At 68.3% G+C, this 19,052-nt stretch carries 14 protein-coding genes; 5 read left to right on the forward strand and 9 right to left on the reverse strand.

Going from position 1 to position 19,052, the window contains the following annotated elements:
* Positions 1 to 92: 92 nt before the first annotated feature.
* The 3 genes from LI92_RS14145 to LI92_RS14155 form a co-directional block, all read right to left on the reverse strand.
* On the reverse strand, positions 93 to 923 hold the full coding sequence (locus tag LI92_RS14145) for an SDR family NAD(P)-dependent oxidoreductase (protein WP_046319908.1): 831 nt from the start codon (positions 921 to 923) through the stop codon (positions 93 to 95).
* A 184-nt stretch (positions 924 to 1,107) separates the two neighbouring features.
* On the reverse strand, positions 1,108 to 4,839 hold the full coding sequence (locus tag LI92_RS14150; protein WP_046319909.1) for a multifunctional oxoglutarate decarboxylase/oxoglutarate dehydrogenase thiamine pyrophosphate-binding subunit/dihydrolipoyllysine-residue succinyltransferase subunit: 3,732 nt from the start codon (positions 4,837 to 4,839) through the stop codon (positions 1,108 to 1,110).
* Positions 4,840 to 4,973: 134 nt separating this feature from the next.
* Complete coding sequence (locus LI92_RS14155) at positions 4,974 to 5,753, reverse strand: hypothetical protein (RefSeq protein ID WP_046319911.1); 780 nt, start codon at positions 5,751 to 5,753, stop codon at positions 4,974 to 4,976.
* 314 nt (positions 5,754 to 6,067) lie between these two features.
* Between LI92_RS14155 and LI92_RS14160 the strand changes: the two genes are divergently transcribed.
* Positions 6,068 to 7,837 (forward strand): MFS transporter, encoded by a 1,770-nt coding sequence (locus LI92_RS14160; protein WP_046319923.1) that lies wholly within the window; start codon positions 6,068 to 6,070, stop codon positions 7,835 to 7,837.
* A gap of 10 nt (positions 7,838 to 7,847) precedes the next feature.
* Here LI92_RS14160 and LI92_RS14165 read toward each other — a convergent pair whose 3' ends face one another.
* The gene (locus tag LI92_RS14165) at positions 7,848 to 8,384 is read right to left on the reverse strand and encodes an LppP/LprE family lipoprotein (RefSeq protein WP_046319912.1); all 537 of its coding nucleotides are present in this window, start codon (positions 8,382 to 8,384) and stop codon (positions 7,848 to 7,850) included.
* Between the two features lie 140 nt (positions 8,385 to 8,524).
* On the opposite strand from LI92_RS14165, the gene LI92_RS14170 reads away from it, so the two are divergent.
* Positions 8,525 to 10,264: a DEAD/DEAH box helicase gene (locus tag LI92_RS14170; protein ID WP_046319913.1), complete on the forward strand. Its 1,740-nt coding sequence runs from the start codon at positions 8,525 to 8,527 to the stop codon at positions 10,262 to 10,264.
* Positions 10,261 to 11,400, forward strand: coding sequence for an acyltransferase family protein (locus LI92_RS14175; protein ID WP_046319914.1), 1,140 nt, complete (start codon positions 10,261 to 10,263; stop codon positions 11,398 to 11,400). Before LI92_RS14170 ends, LI92_RS14175 begins: the two co-directional genes overlap by 4 nt.
* Here the strand turns inward: LI92_RS14175 and LI92_RS14180 are convergent.
* The 4 genes from LI92_RS14180 to LI92_RS21860 form a co-directional block, all read right to left on the reverse strand.
* On the reverse strand, positions 11,381 to 11,974 hold the full coding sequence (locus tag LI92_RS14180) for a TetR/AcrR family transcriptional regulator (RefSeq protein ID WP_046319915.1): 594 nt from the start codon (positions 11,972 to 11,974) through the stop codon (positions 11,381 to 11,383). The two genes, LI92_RS14175 and LI92_RS14180, sit on opposite strands and share 20 nt — an antisense overlap.
* On the reverse strand, positions 11,974 to 13,194 hold the full coding sequence (locus LI92_RS14185; protein WP_046319918.1) for a cytochrome P450: 1,221 nt from the start codon (positions 13,192 to 13,194) through the stop codon (positions 11,974 to 11,976). The genes LI92_RS14180 and LI92_RS14185 overlap by 1 nt, the downstream gene beginning before the upstream one ends.
* Before the next feature lie 68 nt (positions 13,195 to 13,262).
* Positions 13,263 to 14,630, reverse strand: coding sequence for an FAD-binding oxidoreductase (locus LI92_RS14190; RefSeq protein ID WP_046319919.1), 1,368 nt, complete (start codon positions 14,628 to 14,630; stop codon positions 13,263 to 13,265).
* 38 nt (positions 14,631 to 14,668) lie between these two features.
* Entirely contained in the window at positions 14,669 to 15,961 is a 1,293-nt protein-coding gene (locus tag LI92_RS21860; RefSeq protein WP_192830055.1) for a PE-PPE domain-containing protein, read from the reverse strand.
* Between the two features lie 103 nt (positions 15,962 to 16,064).
* Between LI92_RS21860 and LI92_RS14200 the strand changes: the two genes are divergently transcribed.
* Positions 16,065 to 16,883 (forward strand): uracil-DNA glycosylase, encoded by an 819-nt coding sequence (locus LI92_RS14200; protein ID WP_046319921.1) that lies wholly within the window; start codon positions 16,065 to 16,067, stop codon positions 16,881 to 16,883.
* A 21-nt stretch (positions 16,884 to 16,904) separates the two neighbouring features.
* Positions 16,905 to 17,945, forward strand: a complete 1,041-nt coding sequence (locus tag LI92_RS14205) for an LLM class flavin-dependent oxidoreductase (protein ID WP_046319922.1) — start codon at positions 16,905 to 16,907, stop codon at positions 17,943 to 17,945.
* Between the two features lie 3 nt (positions 17,946 to 17,948).
* Here the strand turns inward: LI92_RS14205 and LI92_RS14210 are convergent, their stop codons facing one another.
* Positions 17,949 to 18,959, reverse strand: a complete 1,011-nt coding sequence (locus tag LI92_RS14210) for a PecA family PE domain-processing aspartic protease (protein WP_082109718.1) — start codon at positions 18,957 to 18,959, stop codon at positions 17,949 to 17,951.
* Between the last annotated feature and the right edge of the window lie 93 nt (positions 18,960 to 19,052).

Here is a 19,052-nt window from a genome sequence, read left to right on the forward strand (position 1 = left end):
GCGTTCTTCAGCAGCTCGCACTTCACTCGGAGGTCTTCGTCATGTCACCACGCCACGCCGTACCCAACGTCCGTGGTCAGTACAGCTAGTCGTCAACGAGACCGGGGCACGGCCCGCGACGAGGCGAGTGCGAACAGTCGCTGATAGCCCGATCCGGTGACGCGCGCGATGATATCCAGTGCCCAGGCATCCATTCCGATGAGAACACGGCCCTCCTTGCGGCGCACCGCGCTAAGGATCACCTGGGCGGCCTTCTCGGGCGTGGTGCTGGCCAGATGCTTGTCGAAGAACTCAGCCATCTCGGCTACATCGAGTCCCTCTGCGACGGTGGCATTGCGGGCGATCGCCGTTTTGATGCCGCCGGGATGGACCGTCGTCACCTTGACCGGATGCTTGGATCGCATCATCTCCTGACGCAGAGCCTCGGTGAACCCGCGAACGGCGAATTTCGCCGCGTTGTATGCCGCCTGGCCGGGTACAGCGACGAGCCCGAAAAGGCTGGACACGTTGACCACGTGACCGTCTCCGGACGCGATCAGGTAGGGCAGAAACGCCTTGGTGCCGTTGACCACACCCCAGAAGTCGACGTCCATCACCCGTTCGATGTCCTTGAACTCGGTGATCTCGACATCTCCGGAAAACGCGATCCCGGCGTTGTTGTAGATCTGGTTGACCTTGCCGAAGTGCTCGTTGACCTCTTGGGCGTAGACGAGGAATCGCTCCCGCTCGGTGACGTCCAGACGATCGGCTTTGACCGGCGCTCCGATTGCCTTCAGTTGCTGCTCGGTCTGCGCCAGACCTTCGATATCAACGTCACTGATCGCCAGGCTTGCCCCGGAACGACCCAGCTCCATCGCCAGCGCCCGCCCGATGCCCGATCCGGCTCCCGTGATGACAACGACTTTTCCGGCAAAGCCCTTCATGTGAACTCCCTTGAATCCGGTGACCGGACGAAGCTTATTCGATACCTCCGGTACCGGCTTCTCGGGTGGCAAGCCAACCGCGCCGAACGCCGAGGCTGCGTCTATGTCTCCTCGGCGTTCGGCTTCGTGGCTGCGCCGAACGCCGAGACTGCGTCTATGTCTCCTCGGCGTTCGGCTTCGTGCCTCAGCCGAACGCCGAGTCGATGATCTCCTGCTGTTCGACGGCGTGCACCTTCGACGACCCCGACGACGGCGCCGACATCGCGCGGCGCGAGATGCGCTTGATCCCGGTCAGCTTGTCCGGGAGCAGCTCCGGCAGCTCCAGGCCGAACCGCGGCCACGCGCCCTGGTTGGCCGGCTCCTCCTGCACCCAGAAGAACTGCTCGACGTTCGGGTAGCGGTCCAGGGTCTGCCCGAGGCGCCGCTTGGGCAGCGGGGCCAGCTGTTCGATCCGCACGATCGCGATGTCGTCGCGGCCGTCCTTGGCCTTGCGGGCGGCCAGCTCGTAGTACAGCTTGCCGCTGGTCAGCAACACCCGGGTGACCTTGTTGCGGTCGCCCTCGCCGTCCTCGTACGTCGGCTCTTCGAGCACCGACCGGAACTTGACGTCGGTGAAGTCCTTGATGTCGCTGATCGCCGCCTTGTTGCGCAGCATCGACTTCGGGGTGAACACGACCAGCGGCCGCCGGATGCCGTCGAGGGCATGCCTGCGCAGCAGGTGGAAGTAGTTCGACGGAGTCGAGGGCATCGCGATGGTCATCGAGCCCTCGGCCCACAGCTGCAGGAAACGCTCGATGCGCCCGGAGGTGTGGTCGGGGCCTTGGCCCTCATGGCCGTGCGGCAGCAGCAGCACCACGCTGGACAGCTGCCCCCACTTGGCCTCACCGGAGCTGATGAACTCGTCGATGATCGACTGGGCGCCGTTGACGAAGTCGCCGAACTGCGCCTCCCACAGCACCAGGGCGTCCGGGTTGCCCACGGTGTAGCCGTACTCGAAGCCCACGGCGGCGAACTCCGACAGCGGCGAGTCGTAGACCAGGAACTTTCCGCCGGTCGGGTTGCCGTCGGCGTCGGAGGCCAGCAGCTGCAGCGGGCTGAACTCCGCCCCGTTGGACTGGTCGATGATCACCGAATGCCGTTGCGAGAAGGTGCCGCGGCGGGTGTCCTGCCCGGACAGCCGGATCAGCTTGCCCTCGGCGACCAGCGAACCCAGCGCCAGCAACTCGCCGAACGCCCAGTCCACCTTGCCCTCGTAGGCCATCTCGCGGCGTCGCTCCAAAACCGGCAGTACGCGCGGGTGCACGGTGAAGCCCTCGGGGATCGCCATGAAGGCGTCCCCGATGCGGGCGAGCATCGCCTTGTCGACTGCGGTGTTCAGGCCGCGGGGCACCTGTTGCTCGGATTCCACCGACTCACTGGGCAGCGCGGCGTGCTTTTCCAGTTCGCGGATCTCGTTGAACACCCGCTCCAGCTGGCCGTGGTAGTCGCGAAGGGCGTCCTCGGCCTCTTTCAGCGAGATGTCGCCACGGCCGATCAGGTCTTCGGTGTAGCTCTTGCGGACGCTGGTCTTGGTGCCGATCACGTCGTACATGTAGGGGTTGGTCATCGACGGGTCGTCGCCCTCGTTGTGCCCGCGCCGGCGGTAGCACAGCATGTCGATGACGACGTCCTTGTGGAACTTCTGGCGGAAGTCCACCGCCAGCCGGGCCACCCAGTCGCAGGCCTCCGGGTCGTCGCCGTTGACGTGGAAGATGGGGGCGCCGATCATCTTGGCCACGTCGGTGCAGTACTCGCTGGAGCGCGAGTAGTCCGGCGCCGTGGTGAAACCGATCTGGTTGTTGACGATGATGTGGATGGTTCCGCCGACCCGGTAGCCGGGCAGCAGCGCCATGTTCAGCGTTTCGGCGACCACGCCCTGGCCGGCGAAGGCGGCGTCGCCGTGCAACATCATCGGCACCACCGAGAATGCCGGCTCCTCTTCGGTGCCCTCCGCGCCTCGGCCGAGCAGATCCTGGCGGGCCCGGACCAGCCCTTCGAGCACCGGGTCCACTGCCTCCAGGTGCGACGGGTTGGCGGTCAGGGAGACCTGAATGTCGTTGTCCCCGAACATCTGCAGGTACACGCCGGTGGCGCCCAAGTGGTACTTGACGTCGCCGGAGCCGTGCGCCTCGGCCGGGTTGAGGTTGCCCTCGAACTCGGTGAAGATCTGCGAATAGGGCTTACCGACGATGTTGGCCAGCACATTGAGCCGGCCGCGGTGCGGCATGCCGATGACAACCTCGTCCAGGCCGTGTTCGGCGCACTGGTCGATGGCCGCGTCCATCATCGGGATGACGGTCTCGGCGCCTTCCAGGGAGAAGCGCTTCTGGCCGACGTACTTGGTCTGCAGGAAGCTCTCGAACGCCTCGGCGGCATTGAGCTTGCTCAGAATGTACTTCTGCTGGGCCACCGTGGGTTTGACGTGCTTGACCTCGATGCGCTCCTGCAACCACTGCTGCTGCTCGGGCTCGAGGATGTGGGTGTACTCGACGCCGACGTGGCGGCAGTAGGCGTCGCGCAGCACCGAGAGGATCTCGCGCAGCTTGCGGATGTTGCCGCCGGGGACGCCTTCGACCTTGAACTCCCGGTCCAAGTCCCACAACGTCAGGCCGTGGCTCTGCACGTCGAGGTCCGGGTGGCTGCGGAATCGGGTGTTGTCCAGGCGCAGCGGGTCGATGTCGGCCATCAGGTGGCCCCGGTTGCGGTACGCGGCGATCAACTCCACCACGCGGGCGTTCTTGTCGACGACCGAGTCGGGGTTGTCCGTGCGCCACCGGACCGGCTCGTAGGGGATGGACAGCTCGAAGAAGATCTCGTCCCAGAACGCATCCGACAGCAACATCTCGTGCACGGTGCGCAGGAAGTCGCCCGATTCCGCGCCCTGGATGATGCGGTGGTCATACGTCGAGGTCAAGGTGATCACCTTGCCCACGCCCAGTTCGGCGATGCGCTGCTCGCTGGCACCCTGGAACTCAGCGGGGTACTCCATGGCGCCGACACCGATGATGGCGCCCTGGCCTGCCATCAGCCGGGGCACCGAGTGCACCGTGCCGATGGTTCCGGGGTTGGTCAGCGAGATGGTCACCCCGGAGAAGTCCTCGGCGGTCAGCTTGCCGTCGCGGGCCCGTCGCACAATGTCTTCGTAGGCGTCGACGAACTGCGCGAAGCGCAACGATTCGGCGCCTTTGATGGCGGCCACCACCAGGGAGCGCTTACCTCCGGCGCCCTGCAGATCGATGGCCAGTCCCAGGTTGGTGTGGGCCGGGGTGACGGCATTGGGCTTGCCGTCGATCTCGGCGAAATGCCGATTCATGTTGGGGAACTTCTTGACCGCCTGCACGATCGCATAACCGAGCAGATGGGTGAAGGAGATCTTGCCGCCGCGGTTCCGCTTGAGCTGGTTGTTGATGACGATGCGGTTGTCGATCATCAGCTTGGCCGGCACGGCGCGCACGCTGGTGGCGGTGGGCACCTCCAGGGAGGTGGACATGTTCTTGACCACGGCGGCCGCGGCCCCGCGCAGCACCTGATGCTCGTCGGCGGCCGCGGGCGCGGCCTGCGACGGCTTGGCGGCCGGCGCTGCAGGCTTGGGCGCCGGGGTGGCGGGCTTGGCGGGCTTGGCGGCCGGGGCGGCCGCTGCCGGAGCAGCCGGTGCCTGCGGCGCCGCTGCCGGAGCAGCCGGTGGTGCCAGGGGAGCCTGCTGAGTCACCGTCGGGGCGGGCGCAGGCGACCCGTCGCCGCGGTTCCCGTCGTGCTGGTAGTCGGCGAGGAACTCGTGCCAGCTCGGATCCACCGAGGAGGGATCCTCGCGGAATTTGCGGTACATCTCCTCGACTAGCCACTCGTTCTGACCGAAGGGTGAACTGATACCGCTCACGACAGCTTCTCGCCTCGATTCCTGGTCGTCCGGCGAGGCACTTTGCGCCCGCGCCCACCTGCCCTATAAAGGCTAGCCCCTCCCGGATATTCCGCCAGGATCGCGGCCGATTGTCCGTCGCCTGTCGCAGTCGGTCAGGCAGAGTGGGCGTCGTCGTCGGGTAGGGCCGGAACCAGGTGCAGGGGCACCGGCCACCGCTGGGCGGGCTCGCCGAACGCCTTACGGGCGTGACCGACGACCCTCTTGCCCATCAGGCGGTTGCCGATCGCCCCGATCACCGCACCCAGGCCGACCGGTAGCAGTTTGCCGAACGCCAAGGCCCCGCGGCGCAGGGTGAAGCGCTTGACGAAGTACTTCAGCATCCGGGAGTTCAGCTCGCGGACCGCCGGCAGCGGCAGGGCGGCGACACCGGCGGAGCCTTCGGCGAGCCACGCGCCGCTGGTACGGCCCGTGCCGAGCAGCTCGCCCAGCGCGCCCTTACCCCGGTCGCCCACCAGCACCGCCAGCACCAGCGCCCGCCGCCGCTCGTGGTCGTCCACCGGAATGCCGTGCACCTGTGCCACCGACAGCACGAAGAACGCGGTGGCCTCCAGGAACACTGCGGTTTCGCCGGCCACCGCCGACAGTGCCATCAGGGTGCCGATAGCCGGTACCGCCGCGGTGGCGCCCACCGCGGCGCCGGTGGCCGTCGACGCGGCCAGGTAACGCTTCTCCAGCTTCGCGATGATCTGGGCCGGGCTGGCGTCGGGATCGGCCCGGCGCAGTCGCTCCAGGTAGGCGCGTACCGCCGGACCCTGCACCCGTTCGCTGCCCTCGATGACCCGCGCCAACGCCCGGGCCGCCATGGTGGGCTTACCCTCCCCGGAGGTCGGTGATGGAGCCTGCGCCGACTTCCGCCGTCGAAAGATGCCCATGGTTGCCTCCCGTTTGGTGCGGTGCCCTTCAGGCTAACGCGCCGGCGACCGTCGGCCCGGCGAACGAAGCGGGCACCGCCGGACGGCCCAGCGTCCCATCGGCGATCCGAGTTGTTCGTGACCACATCTGTCCGTAGCGTCGGACGCGGTGGCTTGATGCCCCCAACAGCACCGCGCAGCGATGAGAGGGGCGGCGCTTGAGCGGCACGATCAGCCGGTTTGGGCCCGGGGAGCACTCGGAACGCGCCGAATCCGCGCGCTCGGGTGCGGTGCGCTCAGCCGAGCCGGTCAACCCGTGGAACGCGCTGTGGGCGATGCTGCTCGGCTTCTTCGTGATCCTGGTCGATTCCACCATTGTCGCGGTCGCCAACCCGAGCATCATGACGTCGCTGGGCGTGGGTTACGACACCGTGATCTGGGTTACCAGTGCCTACCTGCTGGGCTACGCGGTGCCGCTGCTGGTGGCCGGCCGCCTCGGCGACCGGTTCGGTCCGAAGAACCTGTACCTGATCGGCCTGGCGGTGTTCACCGCGGCGTCGCTGTGGTGCGGTCTGGCCGGGGGAATCGCGATGTTGATCGCCGCGCGCACGGTGCAGGGGATCGGGGCGGCACTGCTCACCCCGCAGACCCTGTCGGTGATCACCCGCACCTTCCCGCCGGATCGGCGCGGCGCGGCAATGAGTGTCTGGGGTGCCACCGCGGGCGTGGCGACGCTGATCGGTCCGCTGGCCGGTGGCGTGCTGGTGGACCGACTCGGCTGGGAGTGGATCTTCTTCATCAACGTCCCGATCGGCGCAATCGGCCTGGTCCTGGCGATCGTGTTGATCCCGGATCTGCCGGTGCACCGCCATCGCTTCGACCTGCTGGGCGTCGCGCTGTCGGGAGCCGGGATGTTCCTGATGGTGTTCGCCCTGCAAGAAGGCGAATCCCAGGGCTGGGCGCCGTGGATCTGGGCTCAGTTGGTCGGCGGCCTGTGCTGCATGGCGGCCTTCGTCTACTGGCAGGCCGTCAACAAGGGCGAACCGCTGGTGCCGCTGCGGATCTTCCGCGATCTCGACTTCGGGCTGGCCAACGTCGGGGTGGCCGTCATCGGCTTCGCCGCCACCGGGATGGTGCTGCCGGCGATGTTCTACGCCCAAGCGGTGTGCGGCATGACGCCGACGCGCTCAGCGCTGCTGACCGCACCGATGGCGATCACCTCCGGGGTGCTGGCCCCAGTCGTGGGACGCATCGTGGACAGGGCACACCCCCGGGCGGTGGTCGGTTTCGGTTTCTCGATGCTGGCCATCGGGCTCACCTGGCTCTCGATCGAGATGACGCCGCTGACCCCCATCTGGCGGCTGGTGCTGCCCTTCACGGCGATCGGCGTCGGCATGGCGTTCATCTGGTCGCCGCTGGCGACCACCGCAACGCGCAACCTGCCGCCGCAGCTGGCCGGTGCCGGTTCGGGGGTTTACAACGCAACCCGCCAGGTCGGTGCCGTGCTGGGCAGCGCCGGTATGGCCGCCTTCATGACCTCTCGGATCGCCGCGGACCTGCCCGCCATGCCGGGTGAGACACGCCCCGGGGATGCCGCCGGGGTCTTGCACCTACCGGAGTTCCTGCACGAGCCGTTCGCGCTGGCGATGTCGGAGGCCACGCTGTTACCGGCATTCGTCGCCCTGTTCGGCGTCCTCGCCGCGCTGTTCATGGTCGGTTACGTGATCGAGCCGGCACGCCGCACCGCCGGACGCGGGGGCCAGGCCGGGGATGCCGCCCGCCGAGGCGACCAGCCGACCGAGCCGATCCCGGTCATGGCCCCGCACCACGCTGTTCGCCCGTCTTCGGCCGATGACCCGGCGACCGAGCCGCTGACGGTCGAGATCGTGCGGCCGGCGCTTGCCGAAACTGCGCCGGCACGGCGTCCCAACGGTGTCAGCGGCGATGCGCAACGTCAGATTCGGCCCGCCACCAACGGGGCACCGGTGCCCGACGTGCTGGCCAAATTCGGGATCACCGGCAACAGCCCGTCGCGCCGCAACCGGCACTATCGGGAGGATCCCGGTGACACCGCGACGGTGGGACGGCACGCGCGGCGGTGGTGAGGCAGCCCGGCTACCGGGTGGTGTTGCCGACGATCTCCACGCCGGTGCCGTTCCAGTGGAACTTCACCACCCCGGCTATGCCCGGGATACCGCTGGCGTTGCGCAGGGCCACCGTGTCGGGCGTGCACTGCGCCAGGTCGATGCCGCTGAATCCGTAGGTGTCCGGCACGGCCTGGGACAGGAACTCGCCGCGGTGAAACAGCACGGCGCGGGTACCGGGACGCTCGGAGTTGGTGTTCGCCTTCACGATCACCGCCGATATGTCGGTGCAGGTGTTGTAGTTGCCGGCCACCGGTTCCGGGCTCCACGGTTGCCCGCTGCGCGGGTCGCGCGGCAGCGCGGAGACGGCCTGGGCGATCGCCGGGGCGGCCAGGTCGACCGCACACGGATCGGCGGGCGGGCCGCTCGGGGCCGGGGACTGCGCGACCGGTGCCTGCGGCGGCGCGGCGGTCGGGCTGGTGTTCTCGGGCGTCTTGGCGACGGTGGAGTCGCCCGAGCCGCAACCGGCCAGCAGGGCGCCGGTCAGCGCGGCGATCACTACGGACATTCTGACGGCACCCGGCACACCGGGCACCGTACCGTCCGCCGGCCGACCGGCCGGGGAGGCGTGGCCGACCGGCAGGCTTCGGCGAGCCGGGTCGAGCGCGGCACGGGCAGGGCTCGGTTGCCCGTAGACTGCTAAGCGCTATGACCTCGCCTGATGCCCCCGTTGAGCCTGTCTCGGACCCGTCCGCCCCGTCCATCTCGGACTCCACTCCGACCTTCGCCGACCTGCAGATTCACCCTTCGGTGCTGCGGGCCGTCGCCGATGTCGGCTATGAGACGCCCTCGGCGATTCAGGCCGCGACCATCCCCGCCCTGCTGGAGGGCTCCGACGTCGTCGGGCTGGCCCAGACCGGCACGGGCAAAACCGCCGCGTTCGCCATCCCGATCCTGTCGCGCATCGACACCTCCAGCAAAGCCACCCAGGCGCTGGTGCTCGCGCCCACCCGCGAGTTGGCACTGCAGGTGGCCGAGGCGTTCGGGCGTTACGGCGCGCACCTGCCGCGGATCAACGTGCTGCCGATCTACGGCGGGGCCTCTTACACCGTGCAGCTGTCGGGGCTCAAGCGCGGCGCGCAGGTCGTGGTCGGCACGCCGGGCCGGGTCATCGACCACCTGGAACGGGGCAGCCTGGATCTGTCGCACCTGGACTACCTGGTGCTCGACGAGGCCGACGAGATGCTGCAGATGGGCTTCGCCGAAGACGTCGAACGCATCCTGGCCGACACTCCCGAGTACAAGCAGGTGGCCCTGTTCTCGGCGACCATGCCCGCGGCCATTCGCCGTATCACCAGCCGCTACCTGCACGACCCGGTCGAAGTCACCGTCAAGGCGAAAACCACCACGGCGGAGAACATCTCGCAGCGCTACATCGAGGTCGCCGGTCCGCGCAAGATGGACGCCCTGACCAGGGTGCTCGAAGTCGAGCCCTTCGAAGCGATGATCGTCTTCGTCCGTACCAAGCAGGCCACCGAGGAGGTCGCCGAAAAGCTGCGCGCCCGCGGGTTTTCCGCGGCGGCCATCAACGGAGATATCGCCCAGGCGCAGCGCGAGCGCACCATCACTGCACTGAAGAACGGCAGCATCGACATCCTGGTCGCCACCGATGTCGCCGCCCGTGGCCTGGACGTCGACCGCATCTCCCACGTGGTCAACTACGACATTCCCAACGACCCCGAGGCCTACGTGCACCGGATCGGGCGCACCGGCCGGGCCGGGCGGTCGGGAACCGCGCTGCTGTTCGTCAGCCCCCGCGAACGCCATCTGCTGCGGCTCATCGAAAAGGTGACGCGTCAGAAGCTGGTCGAGTCCGAGCTGCCCAGCGTGGACGACGTCAACGCCCAGCGGGTCGCGAAATTCGCCGACGCGATCACCAGTCACCTCAGCGCCCCGGGCATCGAGTTGTTCCGCCGCCTGGTCGAGGACTACAGCCGCGAGCACAACGTCCCGATGGCCGACATCGCCGCCGCACTGGCGGTGCAGTCCCGGGACGGCGAGGCGTTCCTCATGGTGGAACCACCGCCGGACAAGCGACGCGAACGCGTCAAGGCGGGCAGGGAAGGCGGCCGGGATGACCGCAAGGGCCCCCCGAAGGACGGATTCGCCACCTACCGGATCTCGGTCGGCAAGCGGCACAAGGTCAACCCGGGTGCCATCGTCGGGGCGCTGGCCAACGAAGGCGGCTTGCACCGCAGCGATTTCGGCAACATCAGCATCAAGGTGGACCACTCGCTGGTGGAGCTTCCGGCCAAGCTGTCCGGCAAGACACTCAAGGCGTTGGAGCAGACCCGGATTCAGGGACAGCTGATCAACCTGAGTCGGGAACGGCCGTCCGGTAAGCCCAGTCGTCGTCCTGAAGGCGGGCACCGGAAACGCAACGAATGACCCTGCCGCGCGAGGAGGTCGCCCAGGGCGGGCTCGAGCAGATCGACCATGTCGATCGGGTCGCGTCGCTGACCGGTGTGCGTGCGGTGGCCGCGATTCTGGTGGTCGGAACCCACGCGGCCTACACCACCGGCAAGTACACCCACGGCTACGCGGGGCTGCTGGGTTCGCGCATGGAGATCGGTGTGCCGATCTTCTTCGTGCTCTCCGGTTTCCTGCTGTTCCAGCCGTGGGTTCGGGCGACGGCGTTCGGGACGCCCGAACCCTCGGTGCGGCGCTACGCCTGGCATCGGGTGCGGCGCATCATGCCCGCCTATGTGGTCACGGTGCTGCTGGCCTATGTGATCTACCACTTCCGCACCGCCGGCCCGAACCCCGGCCATACCTGGATCGGGCTGCTGCGCAACCTGACGCTGACCCAGATCTACACCGACAACTACATGTTCGGATACCTGCATCAGGGCCTCACCCAGATGTGGAGCCTGGTGGTCGAGGTCGCCTTCTATGTGGTGTTGCCCCTGCTGGCCTACCTGACATTGGTATGGCTGTGCCGGCGACAGTGGCGGCCGGGGCTGCTGCTGGCCGGGCTGGCCGCCGCGGCCGCGATCACGCCGCTGTGGTTGACGCTGGTGCACGTGACCGACTTCCTTCCCGACGGCGCCCGGCTGTGGCTGCCGGGTTACCTGGCCTGGTTCGTGGCCGGGATGGTGCTCGCTGTGCTGCGGGCCATGGGTGTGCGGTGCTATGGATTCGTCGCGATTCCGCTGGCGCTCATCTGCTATGTCATCGCCTCCACCCCGATCGCCGGGGAGCCCACCACCTCACCGGCCAAGTTGTCCGAGGCGCTGGTCAAGGCCGGGTTCTACGCGGCGATCGCCGCGCTGATGGTGGCGCCGCTGGCGTTGGGCAACCGGGGCTGGTATGCGCGCCTGCTGGCGAGCCGGCCGATGGTGTGGCTGGGGGAGATCTCCTACGAGATCTTCCTGGTGCACCTGGTGCTGATGGAGGTGGTGATGGTGCAGGTGCTGCGCACCCCCGTCTACACCGGCTCGATGGCGGCCCTGTTCGTGCTCACCATGGCGGTCACCGTCCCGGTGGCCTGGCTGCTGCACCGGTTCACCCGGGTGCGGAGTTGAGCCGGCCGGGCGACACCACGACCGGCACCACGAACTGTCGCAGCATCGCCCGTTCCTCCTCGGCGTCGCGGCCGGGAAAGCTCAGCAGCGAGGTCAGCACCCGCACCACCCAGCGGGCGCGCGCCGGCACCGTGTCGCTGTCCTGACCATCCAGCCCGGACAGGAAGGACGTGACCATCACGGTGATGACCTCGGACTGCGCAGCCATGGTGGCACCGATCGGCGGGCCGCTCTCGGCGAACCACGATGCCAGGGCCGGGTTGTTGCGCACCAGCGCCAGGGATTCGGTGATCCCGGCTACCAGCCGCTCCGCCGGATCATCTATACCGGCCAGCCGCTGGGTCAACTGGTGATACAGCGCATTGGCCCACCGGTGCGCATAGGCGGTGTGCAGCGCGTCGCGACTCTCGAAGTACCGATACAACGTGGCGCGCGAACATCCCGCCGCGCGGGCGATCTCGTTCATGCCCACCGAAGCGGGATCCTGTTCGGCGAACAATTTCTCGGCCGCATCGAGAATCTTCTCGGCGGCCAGTTCACCGCGCTGATCGGACAGCCAGGACCGCCCAGCCATCACGACCCGACGGTGAACGGTACCGAGATTGGACGCCGCACGTAACTGCCGCCGGCCCAGACGATCCCGGATTCGTCGATCGTGTAGTCCGGACAGCGGGCCAGCAGTTCCTCCAGCGCCACCCGTGCCTGCATCCGTGCCGCCTGGTTGCCGATGCAGTGGTGGGCGCCGTAGCTGAAAGTCAGGATCTGGTGCGGCTTGCGCAGCACGTTCAGTTCGCCGGCGTCCGGGCCGAACTGGCGTTCGTCACGGTTACCCGAGCCGTAGAGCAGCAGCACCTTGCGGTCGGCGGGAATGGTGGTGTCGCCGACGGTTACGTCCCGGGTGGTGGTTCGGGCCAGCCCCTGCACCGGGGAGGTCAGCCGCAGCAACTCCTCGACGGCGTCGCGGACCAGCTCCGGCTTGTCGACGAGCAGCTGACGCTGATCGGGGTGCTGCTGCAGCAGTTGCACTGAGCCGCCGAGCATTCCGGTGGTGGTGTCGTTGCCGCCGGTGACCATGGTGAAGGTGAAGGCCAGTACCGACAGCAGTCCCTGGACATCGCCGTCAGCGCCCAGGCCCGCCGCCACCAGGTGCGAGACAGTGTCATCCTGCGGGTCGGTGCGGCGGCGTTCGATGAGCCCGCCGAAGTAGGCCATCATCTGTCCGACCGCTTCCCCGGCCGAGGCCACGCCGTCTTCGCTGACGGTGGCCGCCACCACCGCGTCGGTCCAGCCGTCGAACTGGTCGCGGTCTTCCTCGGGTACGCCCAGGTAGTGGGCGACCACCATCGAGGGCAGCGGTTTGAACAGTTCGGCGACGATGTCGCCGCCGCCGTTGGCCTTGAGCCGCTCCAGGCGTTCGACCACGAACTGGCGCACCTTGGGCTCGAGCAGCTCGACCTGTCGCGGCATGAAGCCGCGGGCTACGAGTTTGCGAAACTCGGTGTGTACCGGGGGATCCTGCATCACCATCGGCGGGTTGTCGGCAAGGCCGATCATCTCCAGCTCGCGGTAGTTGATGGTCAGTCCCTGGGCGGACGAGAAGGTCTCATGGTCGGCGGCGGCCGCCCAGATGTCGGCGTGCCGGGACATCACGTAGTAGTCCTGATCCGGGGCGCCCGGCGGAACCACGTGGTGGACCGGGTCGTGGTCGCGCAGGGCGGCGTACATCGGCCAGGGGTTGGGCCAGGTGTCGGCGTTGCAGAGCTCGAACTTCGGATGAGACAGCGCGGTCGTCATGTCTCATTGATACGACAGCAGTTCAGCTGGTGTCAATGCCTAAAAGTGATCTGCGTCGCCGTGTCGGGTCAGATCCCCGAACCCGGGTTGAGGATGTTCAGCGGGTCCAGCGCGGTCTTGACCCGCTGGTTGAGCGCCATCACCTCCGGCCCCAACTGGCCGGCCAGCCAAGGCCGCTTCAAGCGGCCCACGCCGTGCTCACCGGTGATGGTGCCGCCCAGCGCCAGGGCCAGATCCATGATCTCGCCGTAGGCCAGCTCGGCGCGCCGCAGATTCTCGGGATCGCTCGGGTCGTGCACGATCAGCGGGTGGGTGTTGCCGTCTCCGGCGTGGGCGATCACCGAGATCAACAGCGAACGCTCCGCGGCGATCTTCTCGATGCCGGTGATCAGCTCCGCCAGCCGCGGTACCGGCACCCCGACGTCCTCGAGCAGCAGCGGGCCTTTCGCCTCGACCGCCGGGATGCAGAATCGCCGGGCCGCGACGAAACCTTCGGCCTCGACCGGGTCGGCGGTGGAGAACACCTCCTTGGCGCGGTGCTCGGCGAACACCCGGGCCATCAGCTCGACATCCTCGGCCCCGGCGTGACCGCGCTCGTCGGAGGCCGCCACCAGCATGGCCGCGGCGTCGCGGTCCAGCCCCATGCGCAGCTGGTCTTCGACGGCGTTGATCGCCGCGCCGTCCATGAACTCCAGCATCGACGGGCGCAGCCGACCGGACACGTCGAGTACCGCCTCGGCCGCGGCGCTGACCGAGTCGAAGGTGGCCACCACCACCGAGGATGCGGGCTGGGCCGGCAGCAGTCGCAACGTCACCTCGGTGATCACGCCGAGGGTGCCTTCGCTGCCGACGAACAATTTGGTCAGGGACAGCCCGGCGACGTCTTTGAGGCGCGGCCCGCCCAGGCGCACGGCGGTGCCGTCGGCAAGCACCACCTGCAGGCCCAGCACGTAATCGGTGGTGACGCCGTATTTGACGCAGCACAGCCCGCCGGCGTTGGTGGCGATGTTGCCGCCGATGCTGCAGATCTCGAACGACGACGGGTCCGGCGGGTACCACAAGCCGTATGCCGCGACCGCCTTCTTCACCTCGGCGTTGAACAGCCCGGGCTGGCACACCGCGGTACGGGTGACCGGATCCACGGTGATGTCACGCATTTTCTCGGTGCACAGCACGATCCCGCCGTCGATCGCCGTGGCACCGCCGGACAACCCACTGCCCGCGCCGCGCGTCACCACCGGAATGCGGTGCGCGGTGGCCCAGCGCAGGACCGTCTGCACCTGCTCGGTGCGCAGCGGGCGGACCACCGCCAACGGCTGGCCCGCCCGGGGATCCAGCGCGTTGTCCTGCCGATAACCCGCGGTGATCGTCGGGTCGGTGACCACCATGCCCTCGGGCAGATCGGCTGTGAGCAGGGCCAGTGCATCGGTGTTCACCCAGGCGATCCTAGTTGCGGGCGCACCCCCGGGGGGGATCAGCTCGTCACCAGGCCGCCGAGGGTGCCGATCAGGCCGAGCGCCGGATCCAGCAGGTACACCTGGACCCCGCTGACATCGAACAGCAGTTGGATGGCCTCCCCGATAGGGCCTTCGATCGCGGTGAAAGCGGTGAACGGGTTGATGACGTCGTTGAGCCACGACACCGCCTGGGCGTACGGTTCGCCGATCTCGGTGGCAGTCCAGGCGCGCGCGTCGTCGAACAGCTCCATGAGTTCGGCGTAGCCCGGCAGGTCCGCGCCGAACAGCGCCAAGGCGTTGTCCGCGCCCTGCACGACGGCCCTGGTGAAATCGACCAGGAACGTTGCCGGGTCGATGATCGGAATGAGTTGTGCGGGAACCGGTTCGCCGAACGGAATCGACCTGTCGTAGCCCGCTTCGACGATCACCCGCAGTGCCGGCTGCACAATCTCCAGCCAGGACTCCGGTACCCCCAGGGTCCGCAGGGGGCTCAGCAGCGGCAGCTCGGCGGTCGGGATGAAATAGAACGTGGTGTCGCCCGTCACCTGCCGGACGATGTCGCTCGAGCCCGGAACGTATTCGTCGACGAACGGGCCGACCAGCGGCTGCGACGGTGGCCAGATCGCCGGAACGAGCTGTGGCAGTGGACCATCGCCGTAGCCGCCATGGGTGTAGAGGAATCCGAGGAAGGCGTTGAGAACCGCGACCAGATTGATGGGGTACTGCGGAAAGTCCGCGTTGGCGTCGTATTGCGCTGCCACGTCGATGGTGGCGATACCGCCATCGGTCGGCGCCGCTCCGTTGAAGTTCAGCCCCGGCATGCCCGGGATCACCAGGCCGTCGAAGCGTTCGAGGAATCCGCCGTTGGGCCGGTTGCCCGAGCCGAGGAGCAAAAACGTCACGTCGGGGTCGGCTTGCCCCGACTGCATCAGGTTGATCTTCTCCAGCACCGCGATCTGCGCGCTCTGCGAATATCCCGACACCACATAGGGCTGGCCGTCGGGCTGCTGCGCCATCGCGGCCGCGAGGTTCGCCAGACCGGTGGGAATCGACGTGCTGGCCCCGGATGCGGGGTAGGGGACCACCACCGGGACATGATCCGCGCCGGTGGCCGGGTTGATGTAGTCGGCGACTATGGCGTCCTGCCACCGTTGGCTCGGGGTCGGCATGAAGGTGCCGCCCATGATCAGCGCCGTCTGTGCGTCGTCCGGGGTGCCGGCGTGCGCCGGTACCACCGGCGCCGCGAACGCCACCGACGCGCCGCACAGCAGCGTCGCAAGCAACCGGCGCGAAGGCCAGCGTCGACCCACGTCTGGCCCCCTTGTCTCCGGTGAGGGGTCAACTATGTTTGAGAATCTCTCAGAAATCAAGACCGTTTGACCACTCCGAGCTGCGGGCGGGCACAGTGGACGCATGCTCAACCATCCGCGCACGGGTCAGCCGTTCGAGTCGCCGGTGCTGCCCGGGACCGGCTGGCCCGGCGACCTGGCCACCTCGCACACTCCGCCGGCGGCCGACGCCGCGCAGGTGGTGACGCTGGCCGGTCAGTCCGAGGCGATCGATCAGCTCGACGCGCTGGTCAGCGTATGCCGGGCCTGCCCGCGGCTGGTGGACTGGCGCGAGGAGGTGGCGGTCACCAAGCGGAAGTCCTTTGCCGACCAGCCCTATTGGGGCCGGCCGGTGCCCGGCTGGGGCTCGGGTAAACCCAAGATCGTGATCGTGGGTCTGGCCCCAGCCGCCAACGGCGCCAACCGCACCGGCCGGATGTTCACCGGCGACCGGTCCGGCGACCAGTTGTACGCCGCGCTGTACCGCGCCGGACTGGTCAACCAACCGACCAGCGTCGACGCTGCGGATGGCTTGCACGCCAACGGTATCCGGATCACCGCCCCGGTGCGGTGCGCTCCGCCGGACAACGCTCCCAGCACTGTCGAGCGCAACACCTGTGCACCGTGGATCGACGCCGAATGGCAGCTGATCGCCCCGTCGGTACGGGTGATCGTCGCTTTGGGCGGGTTCGCCTGGCAGACCGCGCTGCGCATTGCCGCGGACCCCGTGCCCAAGCCCAAGCCGAAGTTCGGCCACGGCGTGGTCGTCGGTCTGGGGCCGGCGTTGCACCTGCTGGGCTGCTATCACCCCAGTCAGCAGAACATGTTCACCGGCCGGTTGACCCCGGCGATGCTGGACGACATCTTTGCGCAGGCCTCGGCGCTGGCGGGACTATCCGGCTGACTTCCGGTGTTGACTAGGGGCGTGCGACTCTCCGTTCTCGATCTCGTCCCGGTCCGCACCGACCAGACCACCGCCGACGCGTTGGCGGCGACGGTGCGGCTGGCCCAGACTGCCGACCGCCTCGGTTTCACCCGGTACTGGGTGGCCGAGCACCACAACATGCCCTCGGTGGGGGCCACCAGCCCGCCGGTAGTGCTGGCCTACCTCGCCGCGCAGACGGCGCAGGTGCGGCTGGGATCGGGTGGGGTCATGCTGCCCAACCACGCTCCGCTGGCGGTGGCCGAACAGTTCGCGCTGCTGGAGGCCGCCGCCCCGGGGCGCATCGATTTGGGGATCGGCCGGGCGCCGGGTTCGGACCCGGTCACCTCGGTCATGTTGCGGGGCAATCGAAGCGGCGCTCCGGACGAAGACGTCGCGAACTTCCCCGACTACCTCGACCATGTGCGGGCGATGATGAGCAGCCGCGGCGTGCAGGTCCAGCTGCGCGACGGCGACTATCTGCTCAAGGCCACCCCGGCCGCCGCCGGCGAGCCGCGACTGTGGCTGCTGGGTTCAAGCATGTATTCGGCCCGGCTCGCCGCGGCCAAAGGGCTGCCGTACGTCTTCGCCCACCACTTCTCCGGCCAGGGCACCGAGGAGGCGCTGGCGTACTACCGGGCCAACTTCACCCCGAGTGAGGTGTGCGCGGCCCCGACGACGTTCCTGACCGTCAACGCCGCCGTTGCCGAAACCCGCGCCGAGGCAGAGGCTTTGATGCTGCCGAACCTGCAGATGATGGCCAGGCTGCGGACCGGGCGACCGCTGGGTCCGGTCGATGTGGTCGAGGACGCGCTGGCGGCGGTGGTCTCCGACGCCGAACAACGCATCATCGACAGTGGGCTGCGGCGCGCGGTCGTCGGCGCCCCGGACGAGGCAGCCGAGCAGGTCCGGGCGCTGGCGGATCGATTCGGCGTCGACGAGGTGATGATCAACCCGGTCGCCTCGGCGCGTCGCGGCACCGACCCGGCCACTGCTCCGGGCCGGGAACGCACCTGCGAGCTGTTGGCCAAGGAGCTGCTGTAAGCCTCAGCGGTTGATGATCGTCATCCCGTATCCGCTTGGGCGGTAATCGATGTAGATGGGATTCACCGAGAACGGGTAGTAGCCGCTGTTGGCCGCGCCACCGGAAGTCACCCACGGCCCGTTTCCGGCAGAGGTGGTGTAGGAGTACAGCAGCGTCTCGCCGTCGGAGCTGTACACCGAGATCACCGTGCCCGCCGGCACCTGCGAACCGACTCCGAGGCTGGGGACCAGTGACTGCGGGATGCTGCCGTACATGCCGCCCGAGTCGATCGAGGTGGAGACGGCCACCGGCGGACCGCCGTTGATGGACACCATCGTATCGACGTAGGGCGACCCGGAAACCGCGGTCTCGGGGGTCAGCGGATTCGGGCCGAAGATCACCTGGCCGGTCTGGTCGTCGATGAGCACGCCCTGGTTGAGCGAGCCGGGCAGCGCCGAGATGATGGTCGAGGTTCCCGCGTAGCCGTTGTTGGGGCCGATACCCAGCACACCGACGATGCCGTACCGGTCGAAGTACTGCGTCATCAGGGCGTTCGACCCGGAGGTCACCACGTTGACGCCGGTGGGCTCGGTGACCAGCTCATCCGGGCAGTCGCCGACCTTGTCGCAGAACCCGACCGTGGTGCTGTAGGTCTGGTAGCCGTAGCTGGCTCCGCCCAGGCCGGCGTAACTGGCGCTGCCGGTCAGCTTCACGTCGCCGAGGTTGCCGTTGACGGCGCGGTTGAGGATCGTCAGGCCGGTGGAGCCGGTGTCGATCTGGACCGGCACCGGCGGCCCGCCGTTGATCGAGATGTAGACGATCGGGCTGATGCCACCGCTTTGCAGATACAGCGGAATCGCGACGTTGACCGGGCCGTCCGGGCCGCCCCGCTCCCCGGCAGCCGCACCGCCGGACCCCGCGCCGCCCTCGCCTCCGGCGCCGTTGGCGCCGTTGCTGCCGACCGCACCGCCCCGGCCGCCGTCGCCGCCGTCGCCGCCGTCACCGCCACGGGCACCGGCCCCGCCGGCGGCCACCGCGCCGGCGGCCCCGCCGTCGCCGCCGTCACCGGCCGCCCCGCCGTGGACGTTCGTTCCGGTCAGGGTGGACTCTGTCTCTTATACACATCT

It is taken from the genome of Mycobacterium sp. UM_Kg1 (genome assembly GCF_000972925.1).
GTDB lineage: Bacteria > Actinomycetota > Actinomycetes > Mycobacteriales > Mycobacteriaceae > Mycobacterium > Mycobacterium hiberniae.

Bases quoted from the DNA above. Each gene is read 5' to 3' on its own strand.
- LI92_RS14145 (WP_046319908.1), bottom strand. From the start codon at position 923: ATGAAGGGCTTTGCCGGAAAAGTCGTTGTCATCACGGGAGCCGGATCG.
- LI92_RS14155 (WP_046319911.1), bottom strand. From the start codon at position 5,753: ATGGGCATCTTTCGACGGCGGAAGTCGGCGCAGGCTCCATCACCGACC.
- LI92_RS14160 (WP_046319923.1), top strand. From the start codon at position 6,068: ATGCTGCTCGGCTTCTTCGTGATCCTGGTCGATTCCACCATTGTCGCG.
- LI92_RS14165 (WP_046319912.1), bottom strand. From the start codon at position 8,384: ATGTCCGTAGTGATCGCCGCGCTGACCGGCGCCCTGCTGGCCGGTTGC.
- LI92_RS14170 (WP_046319913.1), top strand. From the start codon at position 8,525: ATGACCTCGCCTGATGCCCCCGTTGAGCCTGTCTCGGACCCGTCCGCC.
- LI92_RS14175 (WP_046319914.1), top strand. From the start codon at position 10,261: ATGACCCTGCCGCGCGAGGAGGTCGCCCAGGGCGGGCTCGAGCAGATC.
- LI92_RS14180 (WP_046319915.1), bottom strand. From the start codon at position 11,974: ATGGCTGGGCGGTCCTGGCTGTCCGATCAGCGCGGTGAACTGGCCGCC.
- LI92_RS14185 (WP_046319918.1), bottom strand. From the start codon at position 13,194: ATGACGACCGCGCTGTCTCATCCGAAGTTCGAGCTCTGCAACGCCGAC.
- LI92_RS14200 (WP_046319921.1), top strand. From the start codon at position 16,065: ATGCTCAACCATCCGCGCACGGGTCAGCCGTTCGAGTCGCCGGTGCTG.